The 15237-nt window shown below is 57.7% G+C and carries 13 protein-coding genes, 1 tRNA gene and 2 pseudogenes; 7 read left to right on the forward strand and 9 right to left on the reverse strand.

Annotated elements, in window-relative coordinates:
• Positions 1-50: 50 nt before the first annotated feature.
• Positions 51-401, reverse strand: coding sequence for an H-NS histone family protein (locus tag BLQ28_RS21535; RefSeq protein ID WP_093243777.1), 351 nt, complete (start codon positions 399-401; stop codon positions 51-53).
• Between the two features lie 233 nt (positions 402-634).
• Between BLQ28_RS21535 and BLQ28_RS33535 the strand changes: the two are divergent.
• Both BLQ28_RS33535 and BLQ28_RS33340 read left to right on the forward strand, forming a co-directional pair.
• A pseudogene (locus BLQ28_RS33535) lies at positions 635-958 on the forward strand (hypothetical protein); the annotation flags it as partial.
• A gap of 352 nt (positions 959-1310) precedes the next feature.
• Positions 1311-1412: pseudogene (locus BLQ28_RS33340) on the forward strand (integrase); the annotation flags it as partial.
• 120 nt (positions 1413-1532) lie between these two features.
• Here the strand turns inward: BLQ28_RS33340 and BLQ28_RS21545 are convergent.
• The 4 genes from BLQ28_RS21545 to BLQ28_RS21560 form a co-directional block, all read right to left on the reverse strand.
• On the reverse strand, positions 1533-2780 hold the full coding sequence (locus BLQ28_RS21545; protein WP_093243782.1) for a YagK/YfjJ domain-containing protein: 1248 nt from the start codon (positions 2778-2780) through the stop codon (positions 1533-1535).
• A 1184-nt stretch (positions 2781-3964) separates the two neighbouring features.
• The gene (locus BLQ28_RS21550) at positions 3965-5392 is read right to left on the reverse strand and encodes a YfjI family protein (protein ID WP_256327408.1); all 1428 of its coding nucleotides are present in this window, start codon (positions 5390-5392) and stop codon (positions 3965-3967) included.
• Positions 5389-5733 carry a hypothetical protein gene (locus tag BLQ28_RS21555; RefSeq protein ID WP_093243784.1) on the reverse strand — a complete coding sequence of 115 codons (345 nt, stop codon included), beginning with the start codon at positions 5731-5733 and terminating at the stop codon, positions 5389-5391. Before BLQ28_RS21555 ends, BLQ28_RS21550 begins: the two co-directional genes overlap by 4 nt.
• The gene (locus BLQ28_RS21560) at positions 5730-5939 is read right to left on the reverse strand and encodes a DNA-binding protein (RefSeq protein ID WP_093243786.1); all 210 of its coding nucleotides are present in this window, start codon (positions 5937-5939) and stop codon (positions 5730-5732) included. Before BLQ28_RS21560 ends, BLQ28_RS21555 begins: the two co-directional genes overlap by 4 nt.
• Before the next feature lie 674 nt (positions 5940-6613).
• Here BLQ28_RS21560 and BLQ28_RS32735 point away from each other — a divergent pair.
• Positions 6614-7591, forward strand: coding sequence for a hypothetical protein (locus tag BLQ28_RS32735; RefSeq protein ID WP_143012542.1), 978 nt, complete (start codon positions 6614-6616; stop codon positions 7589-7591).
• Positions 7592-7766: 175 nt separating this feature from the next.
• Here BLQ28_RS32735 and BLQ28_RS21575 read toward each other — a convergent pair whose 3' ends face one another.
• Positions 7767-9140, reverse strand: a complete 1374-nt coding sequence (locus BLQ28_RS21575) for a tyrosine-type recombinase/integrase (protein ID WP_093243793.1) — start codon at positions 9138-9140, stop codon at positions 7767-7769.
• A 145-nt stretch (positions 9141-9285) separates the two neighbouring features.
• On the opposite strand from BLQ28_RS21575, the gene BLQ28_RS33045 reads away from it, so the two are divergent.
• Positions 9286-9353: transfer RNA gene (locus BLQ28_RS33045), tRNA-Phe, on the forward strand.
• Positions 9354-9516: 163 nt separating this feature from the next.
• Here BLQ28_RS33045 and BLQ28_RS21580 read toward each other — a convergent pair.
• A complete protein-coding gene (locus tag BLQ28_RS21580) occupies positions 9517-10404 on the reverse strand; it encodes a hypothetical protein (protein WP_093243795.1) in 888 nt (295 codons plus the stop codon).
• Positions 10405-10589: 185 nt separating this feature from the next.
• Positions 10590-11261: a hypothetical protein gene (locus tag BLQ28_RS21585; protein ID WP_143012543.1), complete on the reverse strand. Its 672-nt coding sequence runs from the start codon at positions 11259-11261 to the stop codon at positions 10590-10592.
• A gap of 579 nt (positions 11262-11840) precedes the next feature.
• On the opposite strand from BLQ28_RS21585, the gene BLQ28_RS32740 reads away from it, so the two are divergent.
• The 3 genes from BLQ28_RS32740 to mobC all read left to right on the forward strand — a co-directional run bounded on the left by BLQ28_RS32740 (position 11841) and on the right by mobC (position 14522).
• Positions 11841-12119 (forward strand): hypothetical protein, encoded by a 279-nt coding sequence (locus BLQ28_RS32740; protein ID WP_143012544.1) that lies wholly within the window; start codon positions 11841-11843, stop codon positions 12117-12119.
• Between the two features lie 845 nt (positions 12120-12964).
• On the forward strand, positions 12965-13912 hold the full coding sequence (locus BLQ28_RS33345) for a DNA-primase RepB domain-containing protein (RefSeq protein WP_256327409.1): 948 nt from the start codon (positions 12965-12967) through the stop codon (positions 13910-13912).
• A 310-nt stretch (positions 13913-14222) separates the two neighbouring features.
• Positions 14223-14522: a plasmid mobilization relaxosome protein MobC gene (gene mobC, locus BLQ28_RS33050; RefSeq protein WP_176801188.1), complete on the forward strand. Its 300-nt coding sequence runs from the start codon at positions 14223-14225 to the stop codon at positions 14520-14522.
• On the opposite strand, the gene BLQ28_RS32745 is transcribed toward mobC, so the two are convergent.
• Positions 14484-15029, reverse strand: a complete 546-nt coding sequence (locus BLQ28_RS32745; RefSeq protein WP_143012545.1) for a hypothetical protein — start codon at positions 15027-15029, stop codon at positions 14484-14486. The genes mobC and BLQ28_RS32745 overlap by 39 nt on opposite strands.
• Positions 15030-15237: the final 208 nt, after the last annotated feature.

Raw genomic sequence — 15237 nt, forward strand, 5'->3', positions numbered from 1 at the left:
CATAAAGAGAAGTGGGTGCAAAAACGCCTGGTTAGTATGAAGCTCAGAAGCTACTGAGCAAGTAGTTCGTCGGCTGACTTGCCCGCTTCGAGTGCCGCCTTGAACCAAGCCGGACGCGGCCCGCGTCCGCTCCACACGTTGCCTTGATCGTCCCGGAATTTGGGAAGGGCAGACGTGACGCCCGTCTTGTCTTTTCCCTTTGGCTTGGTCGCAGCGTGGCCAACCGACGCGACGCGACCAATAGGTCTGTCAAAACCCAGGTCCGCTGCCGTGAAACCATAGGCTGCGATTGCTTCCTTGATTCGAGACAGAACGCCAGCAGCCTCTTTCTGACGCAGCTTGTCTGCTTCTTTTTGTAGTTCTTCGATCTGTTGCTGGACTTGCAGGTAGGTTTTTGCCATTGGGCGATCTAATTGAGAATGGGGAAGGGCGGGAGCTTATACGCAATCAGAACGAAAGGCTTGTAAGGAATTGCTGATTCTGCATTTGAATGAGGTGCTCTGAAGTGATTCGACGGCTACTTGATAGTCAGCGACACATCAGTGCGGAAGTTGCGGCGATAAACTGACGCGGTCTCCACAAGAGCATGGGTCCGGCCGCCAAGTGCGCGTGAAGATCATCAAGGAACAACAAATACTCACGCAAGGAAATCGTGGATTGCGCCTACGCGCGGATTGGAGAGAGTGGCTGCGACTTTCTCACCAACAACTGCGAGCATTTCGCCAACTGTTGCGTGAGTAGACTCATGCAAGCGGAGATCGATCGAGTAAAGCTGCGCCCAAGCAATCACTTCGTGACAGGGCGAGGGTCCTATCCCCATCGCGGCATTTACATCGATAACATTGATCCACTACTCAGGACTGGCCGGAGGAGCGGTAAAGGTCGGCCCGGTCGAGATAGTTTCGTTTGCCGTCTTTGTCGCCGGCGAGCGGGTTCGCTTGCGCCACGAGCCCGGTGAGGCGTACTCTGGGGCGGAAATCGTCGAACTGCAGTCCGCGTCTTGGCGAGGACCGCTACCACCCTGTCGGCGAGTTCTATGGCCTAGTCCACATCGTGTTTTACCAAAAGAATCACCGGCTGATGAACAGCTGAAAACTGCTTGAGCAGCGAGTGTATGCGCAGGCGCGTGAGCGCGTCGACGGGTGCATCGGTCGGCAGCAGCTTGGGTTCGCACGCGTGATGAGGGCACAAGGCCTGAGCATCAAGCTTCGCAGACGATTCGTTCGAACGACCGACAGCAAGCACGACTCGCCGATCTTCCCGAACCTGTATCGCAACGTCATCCCGACGCGGCCGAACGTGGTCTGGGTCCCTTGACCGCGCGTCAACTTAATCGTGCAGTCCATGACGCCGCCGAAGCGGCCAAGATCGACAAGCGCGTCACCATGCATACGTTGCGCCACAGCTTCGCACGTAGCCGAGCGAGGACGGCTTCGCAGCGTATCCGGTCATGTGGGCACCGCTTTCGAATGACTGCCGACAGTCCCGAAAGCAGGCATCCGAAGGAGGTCCGGCGAAGGACTGCTCCCGGATTAGTAACCCACTGGTGGCTGGACTGGTTCACTCGGCACCCAGATCGGGAAGAATCGCTTCTTCTTCTCGGAAAACATGTGCGTCAAAAGTCGTCGCTGCATCTGTGGCGGTTTCTCAGGACGGCCACCCTTTTTGGGGTCCTTTGCCTTAGGCCAGCCTCCCTTGTTCAGCAGGCGATCCTTCGTCCCTGTCTGGGCCTCGGCGTAGTAGCAGCCCTTGCAGCCGTAGCGCGTCACCACGCTGCTCAGAATCTCGCGTGTGACCGTGTCGTGTCTGTGGACCATGCCGACGCCCACCTTGTCGTACGTGCCTATCTTCGCCGCGTGATTGCAGTTGTAGTAGCGACCGTTTCCGCTCGTGAGCTCATTCATCCACGTCCGGCAGATCGTTGACGCGATGCCAACATGATTCTGGTGGTCGTCGCCGTTCAAGAACAGCGTGACGTGAAAGTGCCAGCCCGTCTCGATCCCATACTCGGTGCCGATGATGTACCCGGTAATCGGCTCGGGCTTCTTCTTGGCATCTCGATCCTTCTGCGACTGAATCACTTTGGGAAGATCGCGATTGAGATACTTGATCAGCGCCTCGCGGTAGGCTCGCGCTTGAATCCAGTCATGTGCTGGAGAAAATCCCTCGACGAACATGCAATCGACTCGAATCACCAGAAGGCGCGAGTGACGACGGAACTGCGCATCGGTGTAACGCCGGACGCAGGTGAGATTGCGCCGCACCTTATCTTGATGAAATTTGACGGTCTTGCGAAAGGCTGGCTCACGCGCTCCTGAGCGCAATGCCGAAAGCATTCGCTGTCGGGCGGCAGCGTACTCCTTGCGCTCCGCCTGGCTCAGTGCTTTGCCCAAGGCCCTCCAGTCAAACAGGCGCTCCCTGGCAGCGCACTGGATAAAGAGCTCGACGTAGGGGTGCAGTCGATGCTTGGGAAGGTTCTCCTGCAGTTGCTGTGGTGTCAACCACAGTGCACGTTGAATTCGTTGCTCCAGCTTTGAGCCGAAGCGCTGAACGGGGGACTTGCCTGGTGCGCAATGAGAGGGCCCCTCTGCGAGCAGATCGCGGGTGAGATCGACAATGTCTTCAATGTGCTTGGCTGTCTGAAAGCCAGACGGTATGCGAAGGCACTCCTTCCCATTGAAGGTATCGTGGTAAATCATGCTGATGCACAAGGAACGCTTGTCACCAAACAATGGTGACGATGACGGGCACGATGATGGTGTTGCTGTGAAGTTGATCATTTGGAGGTGAATGTCATAGTGGGAAAGTCCAAGCGCCTGATGGCAACTAGATACAGATCCCAATGAGATCGATAATCTCGACGGAAAGAAGGGGCTGGGACGCGGTAGGTAATTTCAAATGAGATAAAGAGATAATCCGAAACCTCTTCTCCCCAGTGAAGCAAAGATGTCCAGAGGAATCACGGATCTGGTCTCATAGATATGACATCAGGTCGATAAAAAGTTATCACGCTCGACGGGTGTGCTTTGTGAGGTGTGATTGCCAGCCAGTTCGAAAGCTTGGCGCTTGGCGCGAAGTCGTTTTCTCCCCCTCCCGCATCCGTTGCTGTGCATTTCAATGCAAGCAAGGAGCGCGTGAATGACGAAGGCGACTAGGGCACGCTACAGGCTCGAATTCAAGTTGCAGGCGTTGATTGAGGGTAGTCAAATCATCGCGGTGATGGCGCACACATTGGAGGTGCTCAAACAGACTTTGTGAAACGGGACCAAGGCGCTAGCGCCAAGGTAAGTTCGCGGCGTTGACAGTAAGCTGCCGAGCGTCGCCCAGATGGGAATCGGCTAGCTGCGCGTTGAGCGGATGCGTGTGCAGATAGCGCGCGATAGGTAAATGACGGCGTATCTCGCGAGCGTGGTGGTGATGTGCGCGTGCATGCAAACGCGATCGATGTGTGAGTCCGATCTCGGTCAATCGGCGCTGAGCGCAGCAAATCAGCTCGACGGGCTATAACGAACTCTCGGTGCGCGACGCCAAGGGTATGCGCAGGTGTGACGGACCAGTACCACTATGTTTGTATCGAAGTGAAGGCTTCGCGGCGCCGTGCGAAAGCACGATGCGCTTGACTGTCGTTGCTCGCGCATGATGGAAACGACCATGGCGATTACGTTCGAATACAACTCAAATAGAGGGCGTTGGAATAGTTGCGCGGGGCGGTATGCCTTCAGCCAGACAGAGCCCTGCTCGGGGGCGGCGCGCTGTTCGTGCAGTCCTGTTGATGCGGCGGCAGCGTGGCCGCTGGCTGGCTGCTTGTCGATCCGGTCGAGCTGCAAACCGCCTGGCCCTGAAACACCTTCAAGGGGATGTTGGGTTTACTGAGTCGCAAAAACAATGCGATTCCATGCGACAAATCGCATGGAATCGCATTGTTTGGGAGTCGAGGCGGCCAAAGCCGCCCCTCATGGGCATCTCAGGGCACGCCGAAGTTGGGGCCAGGATTGATGAAGCGGCGACGACCAACCAGGCCGATCCACACCTTACCGCATGCAACTAGGTAGTCCAGGACCTCGTTGAAGCGAGCAACAGGGCGGATCGGGCCGGCATGCAGGACGGCGTTGCGAGGGGCTGTCAGATTGCCGCCTTGATAGAAGTGCGTGTGGAGGTAGAACTCCAACGCTTTGGCATCTGACTGAATCTGCGGCGCTCCGGCATGATGCCCGAACAGGCGCTTGAATTCATCGATATGCCAGCGCACGATGAAGAATGCGCACTCTAAGGCGTTGAGACTGATTTTCCCTTGCTGCTTGGTGAAAAAGTGCAGCAGCGCCGCGAGACGCCCCGCCATTTCCATCGACTTCGATGCGAAATCCTTGATGTCGTTCAAGTAGCCGAACGGCTGCAACATCGCTTCCACCTGGTTCGTCAACGCGATCCAGCGAGTCACCGCCTCGGGCGAGAACTCCAGCACTTCGCGTTTGATCGGACCTTCGGCGAGCCGTCGGTCGTATTCTTCGAGCAACTCCTTGATTCCGCCGTGAAAGCCGGGGAGATAGACCCATTGCTCGTTGTACCAGTACACAAAGCGGAAGCCCTGCGTGGAGGGCGGAGCACCCACCAGCACACGCGCCCAGAAGCCGGAACCGCGCGCGAGCTCACCGTGACGGCGCAGGTAGTCCTTGAGCATTGCGGGCTGGACCATGATGCTCATGGTGCCTCGCGGATGGCGGACGACGATGTGCACACCGCGGCCGCGATCGAGCGTCAGCATCTTGGCGCCATCCCAGACCCGGTTGTGCACACTGAACGTCGTCATCGCACTGCCTTTGAGGACGGCCTCACCTTCATCCGACATGAGCGCGATCGACTCGCAGTCGCCCTCGAGCGCCTCGATGAGCGCGCGTTCGGAAATGTCCTGACGAACGAGTTGCCGCAGACGAGGCGAGATCGGCTTCTTCTTCTCGTGTGCTTCCCACTGCTCTTGGATCTCGTCGGTCGATTCGTCTTGGTGCGCGGCCTTCTTGAGCTTGCCCCGGAGTACCTGGTCCTTTGCTCGCCACACTTTCATGTCGCATATGTACCGCGAGAGATTCTCCTGGTACTTGGCCGCACGGGCTTCGTCATGAGCGTGGATCGGGGCCGACACGATGCCGTCAACCGCCGACTTGCGTTCGCCAGACTCTGCAATCGTCAAGAAGTTGGTCGAGACAGGACGGAGCTGGCCAGTGGGCAGCAGGACGTCGACGAGGCTCTGACTCGCCGCCGAGATGGCGGACAAGATGGCCATACAGATCAAAGCATCGGGAGCCTGCACCTTGGCTTGGATTTCCGTGACAAGACGCGCCAGTTCGGGGGGCAACGCATCGACAGGGTAGGGAGGTGTGATGATGGGAGGGATCACTCTTCGCTCCCTTCCTCGAGTTGAGCTTCCGTCGCGGGCGGCGTCATTTGCACTCCACCGCAGGACGAGCAGCGGAGGCCTTCCCCGTTTTCGTTGCACTGAGCACGAGCTTCCCCGAGCAGCTTCTTGAATTTCGCCGGATGCAGCTTCAGGCCGTCGCGCCCGAGCGCTTCCAAGACGGCACGCTGCGTCACGCCGCGGGTGAGCGCCTGCTCGATGTTGGCATACAGCGCGTTGAACTTGGTGGCGGTGCTGCGCTCGCCCGTGGGCTGGAGCGCGTCGAGTGACTTCATCAGCGCATCGCGGCCTTCGAATTCGAGGGTGGTGGCCATGTCGCTCATTGCTGGCTCTCCTCGATCAGTGCCTTGATCGAATCGGCAGGCCACAGGAGGCGACCGTTCGGGAGGCGCAGCGGCTTGATGCCGAAGTAGGAGCCGTGGCGGCTCAGGCGCTTGCGAACGGTCTGCGGACCGACCAGGTACTGCGCAGCAAACGCATCGGTGGTGAGTTGGAACCCTGCTTGACTGGCAAGGACTTGTGCTTGCATTACTTACTCCAGGAAAAATACATCCCTGCATGACCGCGCACATCGCTGAGCCTTACTAAGTGGAAGTGCGCGCTGCAGTGGGGAGGAGTCTGAAAGAACGCGACAATTTTTTCGCGGTACGTTTGGGTGGCACCGGAAGGTACCTCGCCTCGATCAAGCGAGGCGATGGAACGGTAGTTGCCATAGCTGTCTCTTGGGGTGAAGACCGGAGCAGTCGTCCTGAGGCTGGCATCCAACCGAGTAGCAAGCTGATCGCCGAAGTTTCAATCGAGGCGCCACCGTGACGCTGGTGCACAGCGGATCTCAGTGATGGCACTGATACTGCCCTTGGTGCAGCAGTGCCTTGCGAAGGCAGACTTCATCGCGTTACATAGCCTCCGCTCACATGCCGCATGTGCCGTTTGAGGCACGATTGCAACTGGTGATCGACAGCGTTGTGGACGCTCTTGCTGTAGTGCTGCGGGGTGAGCGGGCCGAGACCGTGTTCAAGCTGCTGTTGATCGACAAGCTCAAACCTGCCAGTTGGATGCTCGCTCACCGCTCGTTGTGCGACATACACACGGGTTGCGGCCATATCAGCCTGATTCAAGCGACTTGGCCGCGGGGCACGAAACCTGCGATTACCGCAAAGATGTGCTTGCGCGCTTTCCGTTCACTACTCTCAATACCCTGTCATGGCTAAAAGAAAGATCGATAACTCTCTCTATCATTTTCTGCTCGGTGCGATCAGTAATGCGCTGCCGCTTGAGTTTGCCATTCGCGCTTCGGAATTGCGCTACCCGGAAGCCTTGGCGCGATTGAAAGACATAGACAAGGAAATCAGAGAGTGTTTGCTGGGTTGGGGTGCACGAAAAGAGGAAATCGATGCGGAGGAGTTGATCGATTATGCATGGGATTTGTTACAGATTGGCGCCCCGCGCGTTCGATTGCATGGGCGATTGATACATCCAGAGATAGCGGAGATTTTGAATCGGTGCACGAGCGAGATTCATTCAAAAATCAACCTCAAAGATGATGATTTGGAACTTCCTGCCGCAAAATACTTCAGAGCCTGTGATCTTCTGAAAGGGAACGATATTAGGGAGCTGCTCTTGGCCTCTGAAGAATGTCTTCGGGATGCAAAGAGCTACGGAAAAAATGATGATATTGAATTCAATAAATTTGTGCGTATTCGACGTGTGCGCGAGCCGATTCGTTTGCATCCGAGCGTTGAAATTGCTGGTGATCACACCGAGGCTGGTGAACGTAGGCTCTGGCTCGCCGTGAAAATCGATTCTATCTTTGATGCGCTGGATATTGAGCAGCAAATAGACGAGTTTCTTTATCAACTCGCTCTAAATCGGGAGTGGAATGCGCCTGGTGATGCTGTTTCCAGTGCGCTATTCAATAAACTTCTTGGAAAAGGAGTCGCTGGTGATATGAGCGAGGATGGAGTGGCGAGAATAGATGGGATTGCCGCTGTGCTTGCTGGTCTGTATTGCAGGGATTTGCGCAAACGAAACGGATTGAGGCTCGTCGATGCAAAAAAGGAGACGCTCGAAATCTATAAGGCGTCCGACGATGCGGTGGCAAAAAATTACAAACAAGTCAACGCTAAAATTAAAAAATATATCGAAAAATTCGAAGCTGGCGTGATGGTTGATAGCGTGTAGATGGAAGAGTCTGTACGACGGAGCGATATTTGAAGATCGGCGTCAGCAATTCCTTTGCCGGCAGATGCTCTTCGGTGGCCCAAATTTGAGCTATACAGGCGTGTTGCCGTACCCCTAGGGGCTCGCCCGTTCTTCTTGTTCAGGCAGGAGATCGCCGCGGCAAGCCCTCGGGTTTTTATTGGGGCGGGCCAGTTGGGCGCTCGTGAGACTCTGTGTCGAGAGGGATGCCGGCCTGTTTCAGCATCCAGGATTCGATCTGATCGTGCCACTTGCGCAGTAGGTCGAGTGGGCGGCGGCGGTAGTGCTTCTCGGCGATCGCGCTGGGCTTATGCCCCTGGATTTGGGCGATGACACCGGCTGGGGTCTCGCACCATTCGGACAATGTGCCGAACGATCGGCGCAAGCCGTGCAGCGTGATGTGCGGCAAGCCCGCTTGCCCAAGTGCTCCGGTGTGGGCACTGCGCGGTTCTGCGAGCTTGCCATCTGCAGAGGTGGGGCTTGGAAAGACCCAGGGTGAAGGGCTCCAGGTGCGGCCTTGTGCTTCGAGGCGTTTGAGTTGTCGTCGGGGCGGCGGTACTTCGTTCAGCCGCTTGAGTTCGAGCAACAGGCTGGACAGATAGGGGGTGAGCGGGATGGTTCGCCCTGCCGCACCTTCCACTTTGTCGTTGAGCGTCAGGCTGCGCCAGCGGAAATCCACATCCTCCCAGCGCAGCGCCGCCAACTCTTCGCGCCGGGCGCCAGTGATGAGCAGGCCTTGCAGGTACGCGCTAATGACCGGGTTATGGATCTCGCGTACGCTGGTGAACCAGACGCCCAACTGCTCGCGTTGCAGGCAGTCGCCCTCTTTTGCCTTCACGCGCGGGACAGCGTCTTTCACGCCACGCGTTTGGTAACTTTCGGTGGGAATGAGCCCCTTATAGGCCGGCATGTCTTTGGCCCAGCGGATGAAGCCTCGCAGCAGCCGAAACGACAGTGCGGTCATCGTAGGACGAGTGGCGGTCTCGGCAGTGAGCCATTGTGCGATGCGCGGTCCCGTGAGGTCGGGTAGCCGGAGCGCGCGCAGTGCGGCCAGCGGACCAGCCTGGGTGAGGCCCTGTCCCCGCTTCTTGGCCGCCCCGCCTTCCGAGGCGTGCTGCACGTGATCGCGGGAGTGGCGTTCGCTCCAAAAGGGTTTGCGCTCTTGAATGTAGGCGTCCCACGCCTGACCAAAGAGTACGTCTTGGCGTGCGGCCTCTTCTCGGCGAGCCTCCAAGGCCTGGCGCTGCTCGGCTTTCACCTCCCTGGGGTCCTTGCCCTCGTTCACGAGCATCTTGAGGCGGCCGGCTTCCGTGCGCGCCCGGCCCAACTCCCAGGCGCGCGCATCACCGATCGTGACGCGCAGTGTCTTGCCGAACAGGCGGGACTCGAAGATGTAGGAGCGAGCGCCGGCCGCAGTGATCCGCAAGCCGAAGCCGGGGGTCTTGGCGTCCCAATGGATGGTCTGTTGTTTACCGGGCTCACAGGGCAGGTTCTCTACCCGTGCAGTGGTCAAAGTCAGTTTTGTCGTCATAGATGCCTACACGGCACCGTGTAGGCGCCATGTAGGCATTTTAGAGCAATCTGGGTCAACACCGGTCTGTACGAAAATCTTTCAAAGATCAGATAAGTCATTGATTTAAAAAGATTTTGTCGCATAGATCAACTCAAATCATCACAAAGGAAGGCCGACTTGTGCAGATTGAAAATCCGCGTGTCGGTGGTTCGATTCCGCCCCAGGCCACCAAATTACTGCGTCCGTCAAAGGCGCAACCTAAAAAGCCCCAAGTAAATCAACAGCTTGGGGCTTTTTTTGTGTCCGCCTTCATCCGCCGTGGTTCATCGACATCCGATGGATTCTGCAGCAACTTCTGCAGTAACCAGTCGACCCGACCAGTCCGCGCGAAGAGTTACTGCGGGTCGAAGGCCCCGTCGCCGAACTGTTCAATGTCAGCCTGCATGGCACGAAAAGCGGCGCTTCCAACAAAGGCGTCTGCGTTCCTTCGGAGATTTTGATCGATGACCTCCCGTTGCTTCTTCGAGATCCCCGCCATAGCGGCTGCGCTCTCGCGAGCCTTGGCGTTCAGGTAAGGCCAAAGCGCCCCCGGGAGTACGTACTGCTGACGGCCTCCCACCGTCCCCTGATTTGCTTGAACCCTCGTGCCCTTCCAAGGGTTAGAGCGCTGGCGAATCGTGCCAAAAATGGCGATTGGCCCGAGCTTGGCGAACGTGAAAGTCTGGGTCGAATTGTTGCAAAGGTCCATCTGGATCGTCCGCGTCAGGTAACGATTGATGTTGGGCGACTCATCGCCGCCGCTGCTTGATTCGATGATGTCGAACGGCAGCAGCTGCTGCCGGAAATCGCCAGGGTGTTCACGTTCTCCGAGAAGAAATGCTCGCCAAGTCACCTCCGCCTGCCGACAGAGTTCCTCCGCCTCGGGGTCAGCCCAGGGGCCGAAGTCTTCGGTTTCCAATGCAAGACGAAGCACGCGCCAAGACACGGATGTGCAGAACCGCAGCAGTGACGGGCCATAGACCAGTTGCACAGCAGGATTTTCGACGTATGGGTAGAAGATCTTGTTTGCGAACTCACGCTCATCCCGACTGAAGAGCGCCTCGCACTCGGCGCAGAGAAAGCTCTTCTTCAGCCCGTCCTGGACTCGCAGGTTTGGCTGTTTGGTGTTGCGCAGAGGGGAGCCCCCGGCACTCTCGCGCTTCCATCTGAACACGAACGCCGGAAGGATGTGGCTCGCTAGCAGCGGGCAATCCCGACCGCAAAGCCTGCAAAGCTCACCCATGCCACTTCCTTCTCAGAGAGCGGGAGGCAAGCGCCGGACCGCTGGTCGCAATGCGTGCGCGTTTGCGCACGATGCAATTCTGTTTCAAATCTGGTAACGGGGTTCGGTACGATTTATCGCACAGATGGCGACAGACTTATCGCGGTGCGCCTCAAATGGCCTCAGACTCAGTGGTCGAACGCCGGTTAGGCGCGTGTCAGCAGACTCTCCATGTCTCGCGAATAGGCAGCGAAATCGCGCCAGCCGAGCAGGTAAGTCATGTTGTGCGCCACGCTTGCACTAGGGTGCCTCGCAAGATCAACCGCCGGATCCTTTACGCCCTCAAAGCCTGGCACACGGGCCAAGTGATCAAAGACGGCTTGGTTCACCCTGCTAAGTTTCGCTTCGTCAAAGTGAGCATGCTGGTTGCGTCCCGCATAAATAATGAGGCCGATGGGCACACCCCTCACCTCGCGTCCGATGGCGAATTGACGAGCGGCCGAGCTTTCCCCAACGATTGCCGAAGCTACGCCAGACAACGTGCTGGCGATGGAATGCATTTGAATGCCTTTATGGGCAATCTCGAGGATCGCGCCACAAAGAGCGGCCATCGCAAAGAGCTCTGCGACGAACTCCGACTGAGCCTGCTTCGACTGCTCCAGTTGGCGTGAATTCTCTTCAGCCCAAGTGCCGTAGCTAGCGTTGAATGCGGCAGGGTCGCTTCCTTCGCTGACAAAAACGGCGCCTTCGATGCCTTTTCGCAGCGGGTCCAAGTAGGACTCGACACCTTCAAAGAGTTTTCGTGTCGCGGATGAAGTGCGGGTCAGATAGTCAGTAGCGGAGTTCATGAACGGGCGTTTGCCGAAAGAGTTGATCAATTCTGCGCGAAGGCGGTGACTCGCTATTTCACGGCATGAGCTTGCACGCCTGCTTCGGCTCGCTGCACGGTGGCGAACGGATTTGAACCTTGACGGACTTAGGTGGTCATCGGTACGATCTTCCCAACGCAAAGCACATTCGGTTGAGCCAACTATCGTCTCGGTTGGCAACCAGGATCGGAATAGAACCTTGCGCCGCTGGGTAGCTCTGTTGGCTTTTCTGCCAACGCTGCAGGTCACTGACGATGCTGCGGCAGCTTATGGAAAAGGGTGGGCTTCGCCTGTCCGCGCATGAACCCACCGACCTGTGTCGGGCGTAGCCAAGGGAACACGGGACCTCCTGAATCGCATAGGAGGGCCTCGTGCTCAATCCACAAACCACAACTCAAATGACAGTAGTGCCGATGGTAGGCGCTGGACTGCTCCGTCTGCCTCAGGTGCTGGCAATCGTTCCGGTGGGAAAAACAACTTGGTGGGCTGGCGTCAAGGCGGGTCGATACCGCAGCCCATCAAGATATCCGCACGTTGCACGGCCTGGCGGTCTAGCGATATTCAAAGGCTGTTCGAAGGGGATGCAGTATGAATGTCGTCCCCGTGCGCATGAGCGAGCACCAGCAACGAAACGGATCGAAGAAGGTGCCTCCGCGGGTGACCCTGTCGGCCATCGAAGCGGTTTTGCCGATCACTGTTCGTAGCATCTATCGCGCTGTTCAACGCGGTCGTACGCCCTCGTGGCTTTCACACCTTGATCCTTTTGGATTGCCGACCCGTGAGTATTGGGTCGATGTGCGGGCGTGCCTGCTGCACTACAGCCGCCGCGGGATCGAGTTGCGACTCGAAGTGGTTGAGTCGCAATAAGAAAAGCCACGTCCGCACAGGCGGGCGTGGCTCATCAGGATTGCGACTTTGGCGAGGCGCTTTCTTGATTTTATGCCGCCTGTCGGTCGTGGTCGAGCACGACCATGGATTCCCTCGTCCGCCTCTTGGGCGGCCACATCTACACCAGCTCCAGTGGAGCGAGGCTCAAGGCTCCCATCGTGAGAGTCCTTCAGGCTGTCGCCCGCCATCTTGACTGGTCCGACGCGGCGCGTCAGGACGAAGGCTGCTGGCCTGGGCAGCAGCGCATTGCCGCGGCTTGTGCAATCTCTGATAGGACCGTTCGGCGGGTCATGAGGGAGGCTGCGCGACTCAATGTCATCCGTTACCTCGAGGCTGGGGCTGGAGAGACGAACCGCACGTTTTTCAATCCCGGTCTTCTGGAGGCCGCTAGGCGATTCGATTCACTTCCTTGGGCCGAGCAGCACCGGTTCTATGTGAACCTCTCCGATCTTCCCCCGTGGGGTCAGCCTCTCTTGGTCAAACCAGCTCTCAGAGATTCTGAAATGACTGTCGACAAGTCCGAAAACCGCGCTGCTGTGAGAACTGCGGAAGCGAATTTGCCTGCTACGAAGTTCATAGCGGACAGATTCGCTACCAATGTCATAGCGGACAAAATGGCCGGTGAATCTTTCATAGACACACCCCCCCTTAATGAGAGCCCCTCAACGGGGCGACTCTCGTTCTCGAGAGACGCTCCGTCTCGCGCCGCAGGCGCCCCCGCCCCCGAAGGGGGCGTCACGCCTGCGCAAGCGGGCGGGGGGGTGTGTTCCAGTTCGTGCGTGAGCAGCAGTTCTTTGAGGGCCTTGCCCCAAGAGTCTGTTGGCATGAAGAAGGCTCGACGGCTCGCGCCGGACGCTCCCCAAGCGGTTCTGGAGGGGCGGCGATTGGCGAGTTGGATTCGATCGATCAATCGCGGAGCCGATCATTTGACCCAGTTGGTGTCGCTGCGAATTCACATCGATCATGGCGCATCCGGAGGGCAATTGCATCTCCGGGAAAATAAAGTTGCAATTTCCAAGGATAAAGCCGGAGGTCTGACGTTAGTCGATTTTGAGAGGGCAATTAAAGAGGTCATTGGGCGCTCAATGAAGCAGGAGCGGCTTCGGAAAAGAGATGAAGGTAATAAATATATTGGTGAATCTTTTTATGCGGGGCCACTTGATGGTTCAGCAATCATCCTTCTTGATGATTTGAAGACCGAGATTCCCGTTATCGAAAATTGCCCTTGCGCCGTTCTTGAAACATCCCATGGAAATTATCAGCATCTGTATGCTTGCGATCGAGGGCTGTCGCACGCTGAACGACATGCTCTTCAGAAGACTTTGAGCGCTAAATACGCAGGGGACGTAGGAGCTACAGGTGGCCAACAGTTGCACCGCTGGCCGGGATCCGTCAATTTGAAGCACGGGAAATATCGATTCAAAACCCGACTAGTGCAACTAAGTTCGCTTGGAACTCCGATATCAACTAAGGGTTGGCTATTAGAGAGCCAGGTTGGATTGACCGTTAGAGCTTCGACCGGTGCCATTGGATCAATGGGCAGGTGCGAAGAGCGTGGTCTAGATAACACGCCATCGGGCCTGGATTGCAGGTGTGCGATGAGCTTGTTGGCTAAGGGGCATCGGCCGGCAGATGTTCATGCCGGACTCGTCGAGTCGGCAGCAGCACGTGGCAAGGTTGACCCAGAAGACTATGCCAGCCGCACCATGACAGCTGCGCGCAACTTCCTTGGTAGCGCGCGAGCAACTCACATACAGCGCACTCAGCGGTAGCGGTCGGGGATGCCATGTCGCACGCGTGTCGCACTCGCATCGCACACGTGTCGTAACCGCTCCAAGTGGCGCTCGCCACGATGGGAGCATGTCCCATAGCGAACGAAACCAGCCTACTCAGTCGAACACCGCAAAGCGGTTTTCGTCTGAGGCTGGTCAAGGGGCCGAGCCCCCTGAAACCCCCAATTCCTCCCGGGCCAGACGCCCGCTTGTAGCCGTCTCTGAGGACGGCGAATTTCCGACCCGGATAGGTCTGCGTCTGCCATCTGACGATGCAGATGCTTGGCGCGCAGCTGCTCGCGCTCACGGCATGAATCTGTCCGACTGGCTGCGCTCCGCCGTGCGCATCGGTGCCGGCGCGGCTGCGCCAATGACCGGCCGGCGCGCGCCAGGCCGTCGTCAGCCCGATCTCTCCAGGCGGCGCTACACGCAGGTCGATCCCGCTCTTCTTTTTCAGCTCAGTCAGATCGGAAATTCAGTCAATCAAATCGCGCGTCGGCTAAATGGGCAATACGTCGTCGGCCTGCCCGCCGACGTATTGAGTTCGGCCAATTCCCTCAAACAGATCGAACTAGCGATGCAGGAAATCCTCCAGGCGCATTTGAAATGAACCGGCGTGTATCTTTCCTTTACTCCGCATGGCCAGGGCAGTCCGCAAGACGCCATCGACTACATCCTGTCGCCTCTGGATTCCAAACGCATACCACGCGCTGGAATTCGCGTTCTGCGCGGCGATCCGCAGATGGTCGCAAACGTTGCGGGATCTCTCGATTTCAAGTGGCGCTACAAGTCGGGGTCTTTGGGTTTCTCGCCAGAAGAGAAACTGAGCGATCAAGAAATTCAGGAGCTGCTCGACGACTTCGAGCGCGTTGCATTCCCCGGGCTCGGTGCGCATCGGAATTGCTGGACGGCCGTCGAACACCGACGCCCAAATGGTGGTTTCGATATCCACCTCGTCCATGCCATGGTCGATTTGCAAAGTGGCAAGTCGATGAACATTGCGCCGCCGGGCTGGGCGAAGGTGTGGGATCCATTTCGCAACTCTTGGAATTTCAGGCTCGGTCTCGCACGCCCAGACGATCCGAGACGCCAAAAGAACGTTCAACCGCTTCAGCACGAAGCCTTTTTTTCGGCGGCGGAGCTGCGTGCGGGTCTTCCGGGCGATGCACCCTCTGCGCGCGAGCGGATCGGGAAATGGCTGGAGGCCGGCGTACGTGCTGGCGCACTGACCGATCGCGCGTCCGTCTTGGCTGCATTGGAGAAGGCCGGCGCCATCACGCGCGTGGGGGCGGACTACATCAGCCTGCGGCTACAGCCTGGCGCCA

The organism is Variovorax sp. EL159 (assembly GCF_900100965.1).
Taxonomy (GTDB): domain Bacteria; phylum Pseudomonadota; class Gammaproteobacteria; order Burkholderiales; family Burkholderiaceae_C; genus Variovorax.

What these genes read in the sequence shown, in the direction of transcription:
- BLQ28_RS21535 (WP_093243777.1), bottom strand. Translation starts at nt 401, where the DNA reads ATGGCAAAAACCTACCTGCAAGTCCAGCAACAGATCGAAGAACTACAA.
- BLQ28_RS21545 (WP_093243782.1), bottom strand. Translation starts at nt 2,780, where the DNA reads ATGATCAACTTCACAGCAACACCATCATCGTGCCCGTCATCGTCACCA.
- BLQ28_RS21555 (WP_093243784.1), bottom strand. Translation starts at nt 5,733, where the DNA reads ATGAGCGACATGGCCACCACCCTCGAATTCGAAGGCCGCGATGCGCTG.
- BLQ28_RS21560 (WP_093243786.1), bottom strand. Translation starts at nt 5,939, where the DNA reads ATGCAAGCACAAGTCCTTGCCAGTCAAGCAGGGTTCCAACTCACCACC.
- BLQ28_RS32735 (WP_143012542.1), top strand. Translation starts at nt 6,614, where the DNA reads ATGGCTAAAAGAAAGATCGATAACTCTCTCTATCATTTTCTGCTCGGT.
- BLQ28_RS21575 (WP_093243793.1), bottom strand. Translation starts at nt 9,140, where the DNA reads ATGACGACAAAACTGACTTTGACCACTGCACGGGTAGAGAACCTGCCC.
- BLQ28_RS21580 (WP_093243795.1), bottom strand. Translation starts at nt 10,404, where the DNA reads ATGGGTGAGCTTTGCAGGCTTTGCGGTCGGGATTGCCCGCTGCTAGCG.
- BLQ28_RS32740 (WP_143012544.1), top strand. Translation starts at nt 11,841, where the DNA reads ATGAATGTCGTCCCCGTGCGCATGAGCGAGCACCAGCAACGAAACGGA.
- BLQ28_RS33345 (WP_256327409.1), top strand. Translation starts at nt 12,965, where the DNA reads ATGAAGAAGGCTCGACGGCTCGCGCCGGACGCTCCCCAAGCGGTTCTG.
- mobC (WP_176801188.1), top strand. Translation starts at nt 14,223, where the DNA reads ATGAATCTGTCCGACTGGCTGCGCTCCGCCGTGCGCATCGGTGCCGGC.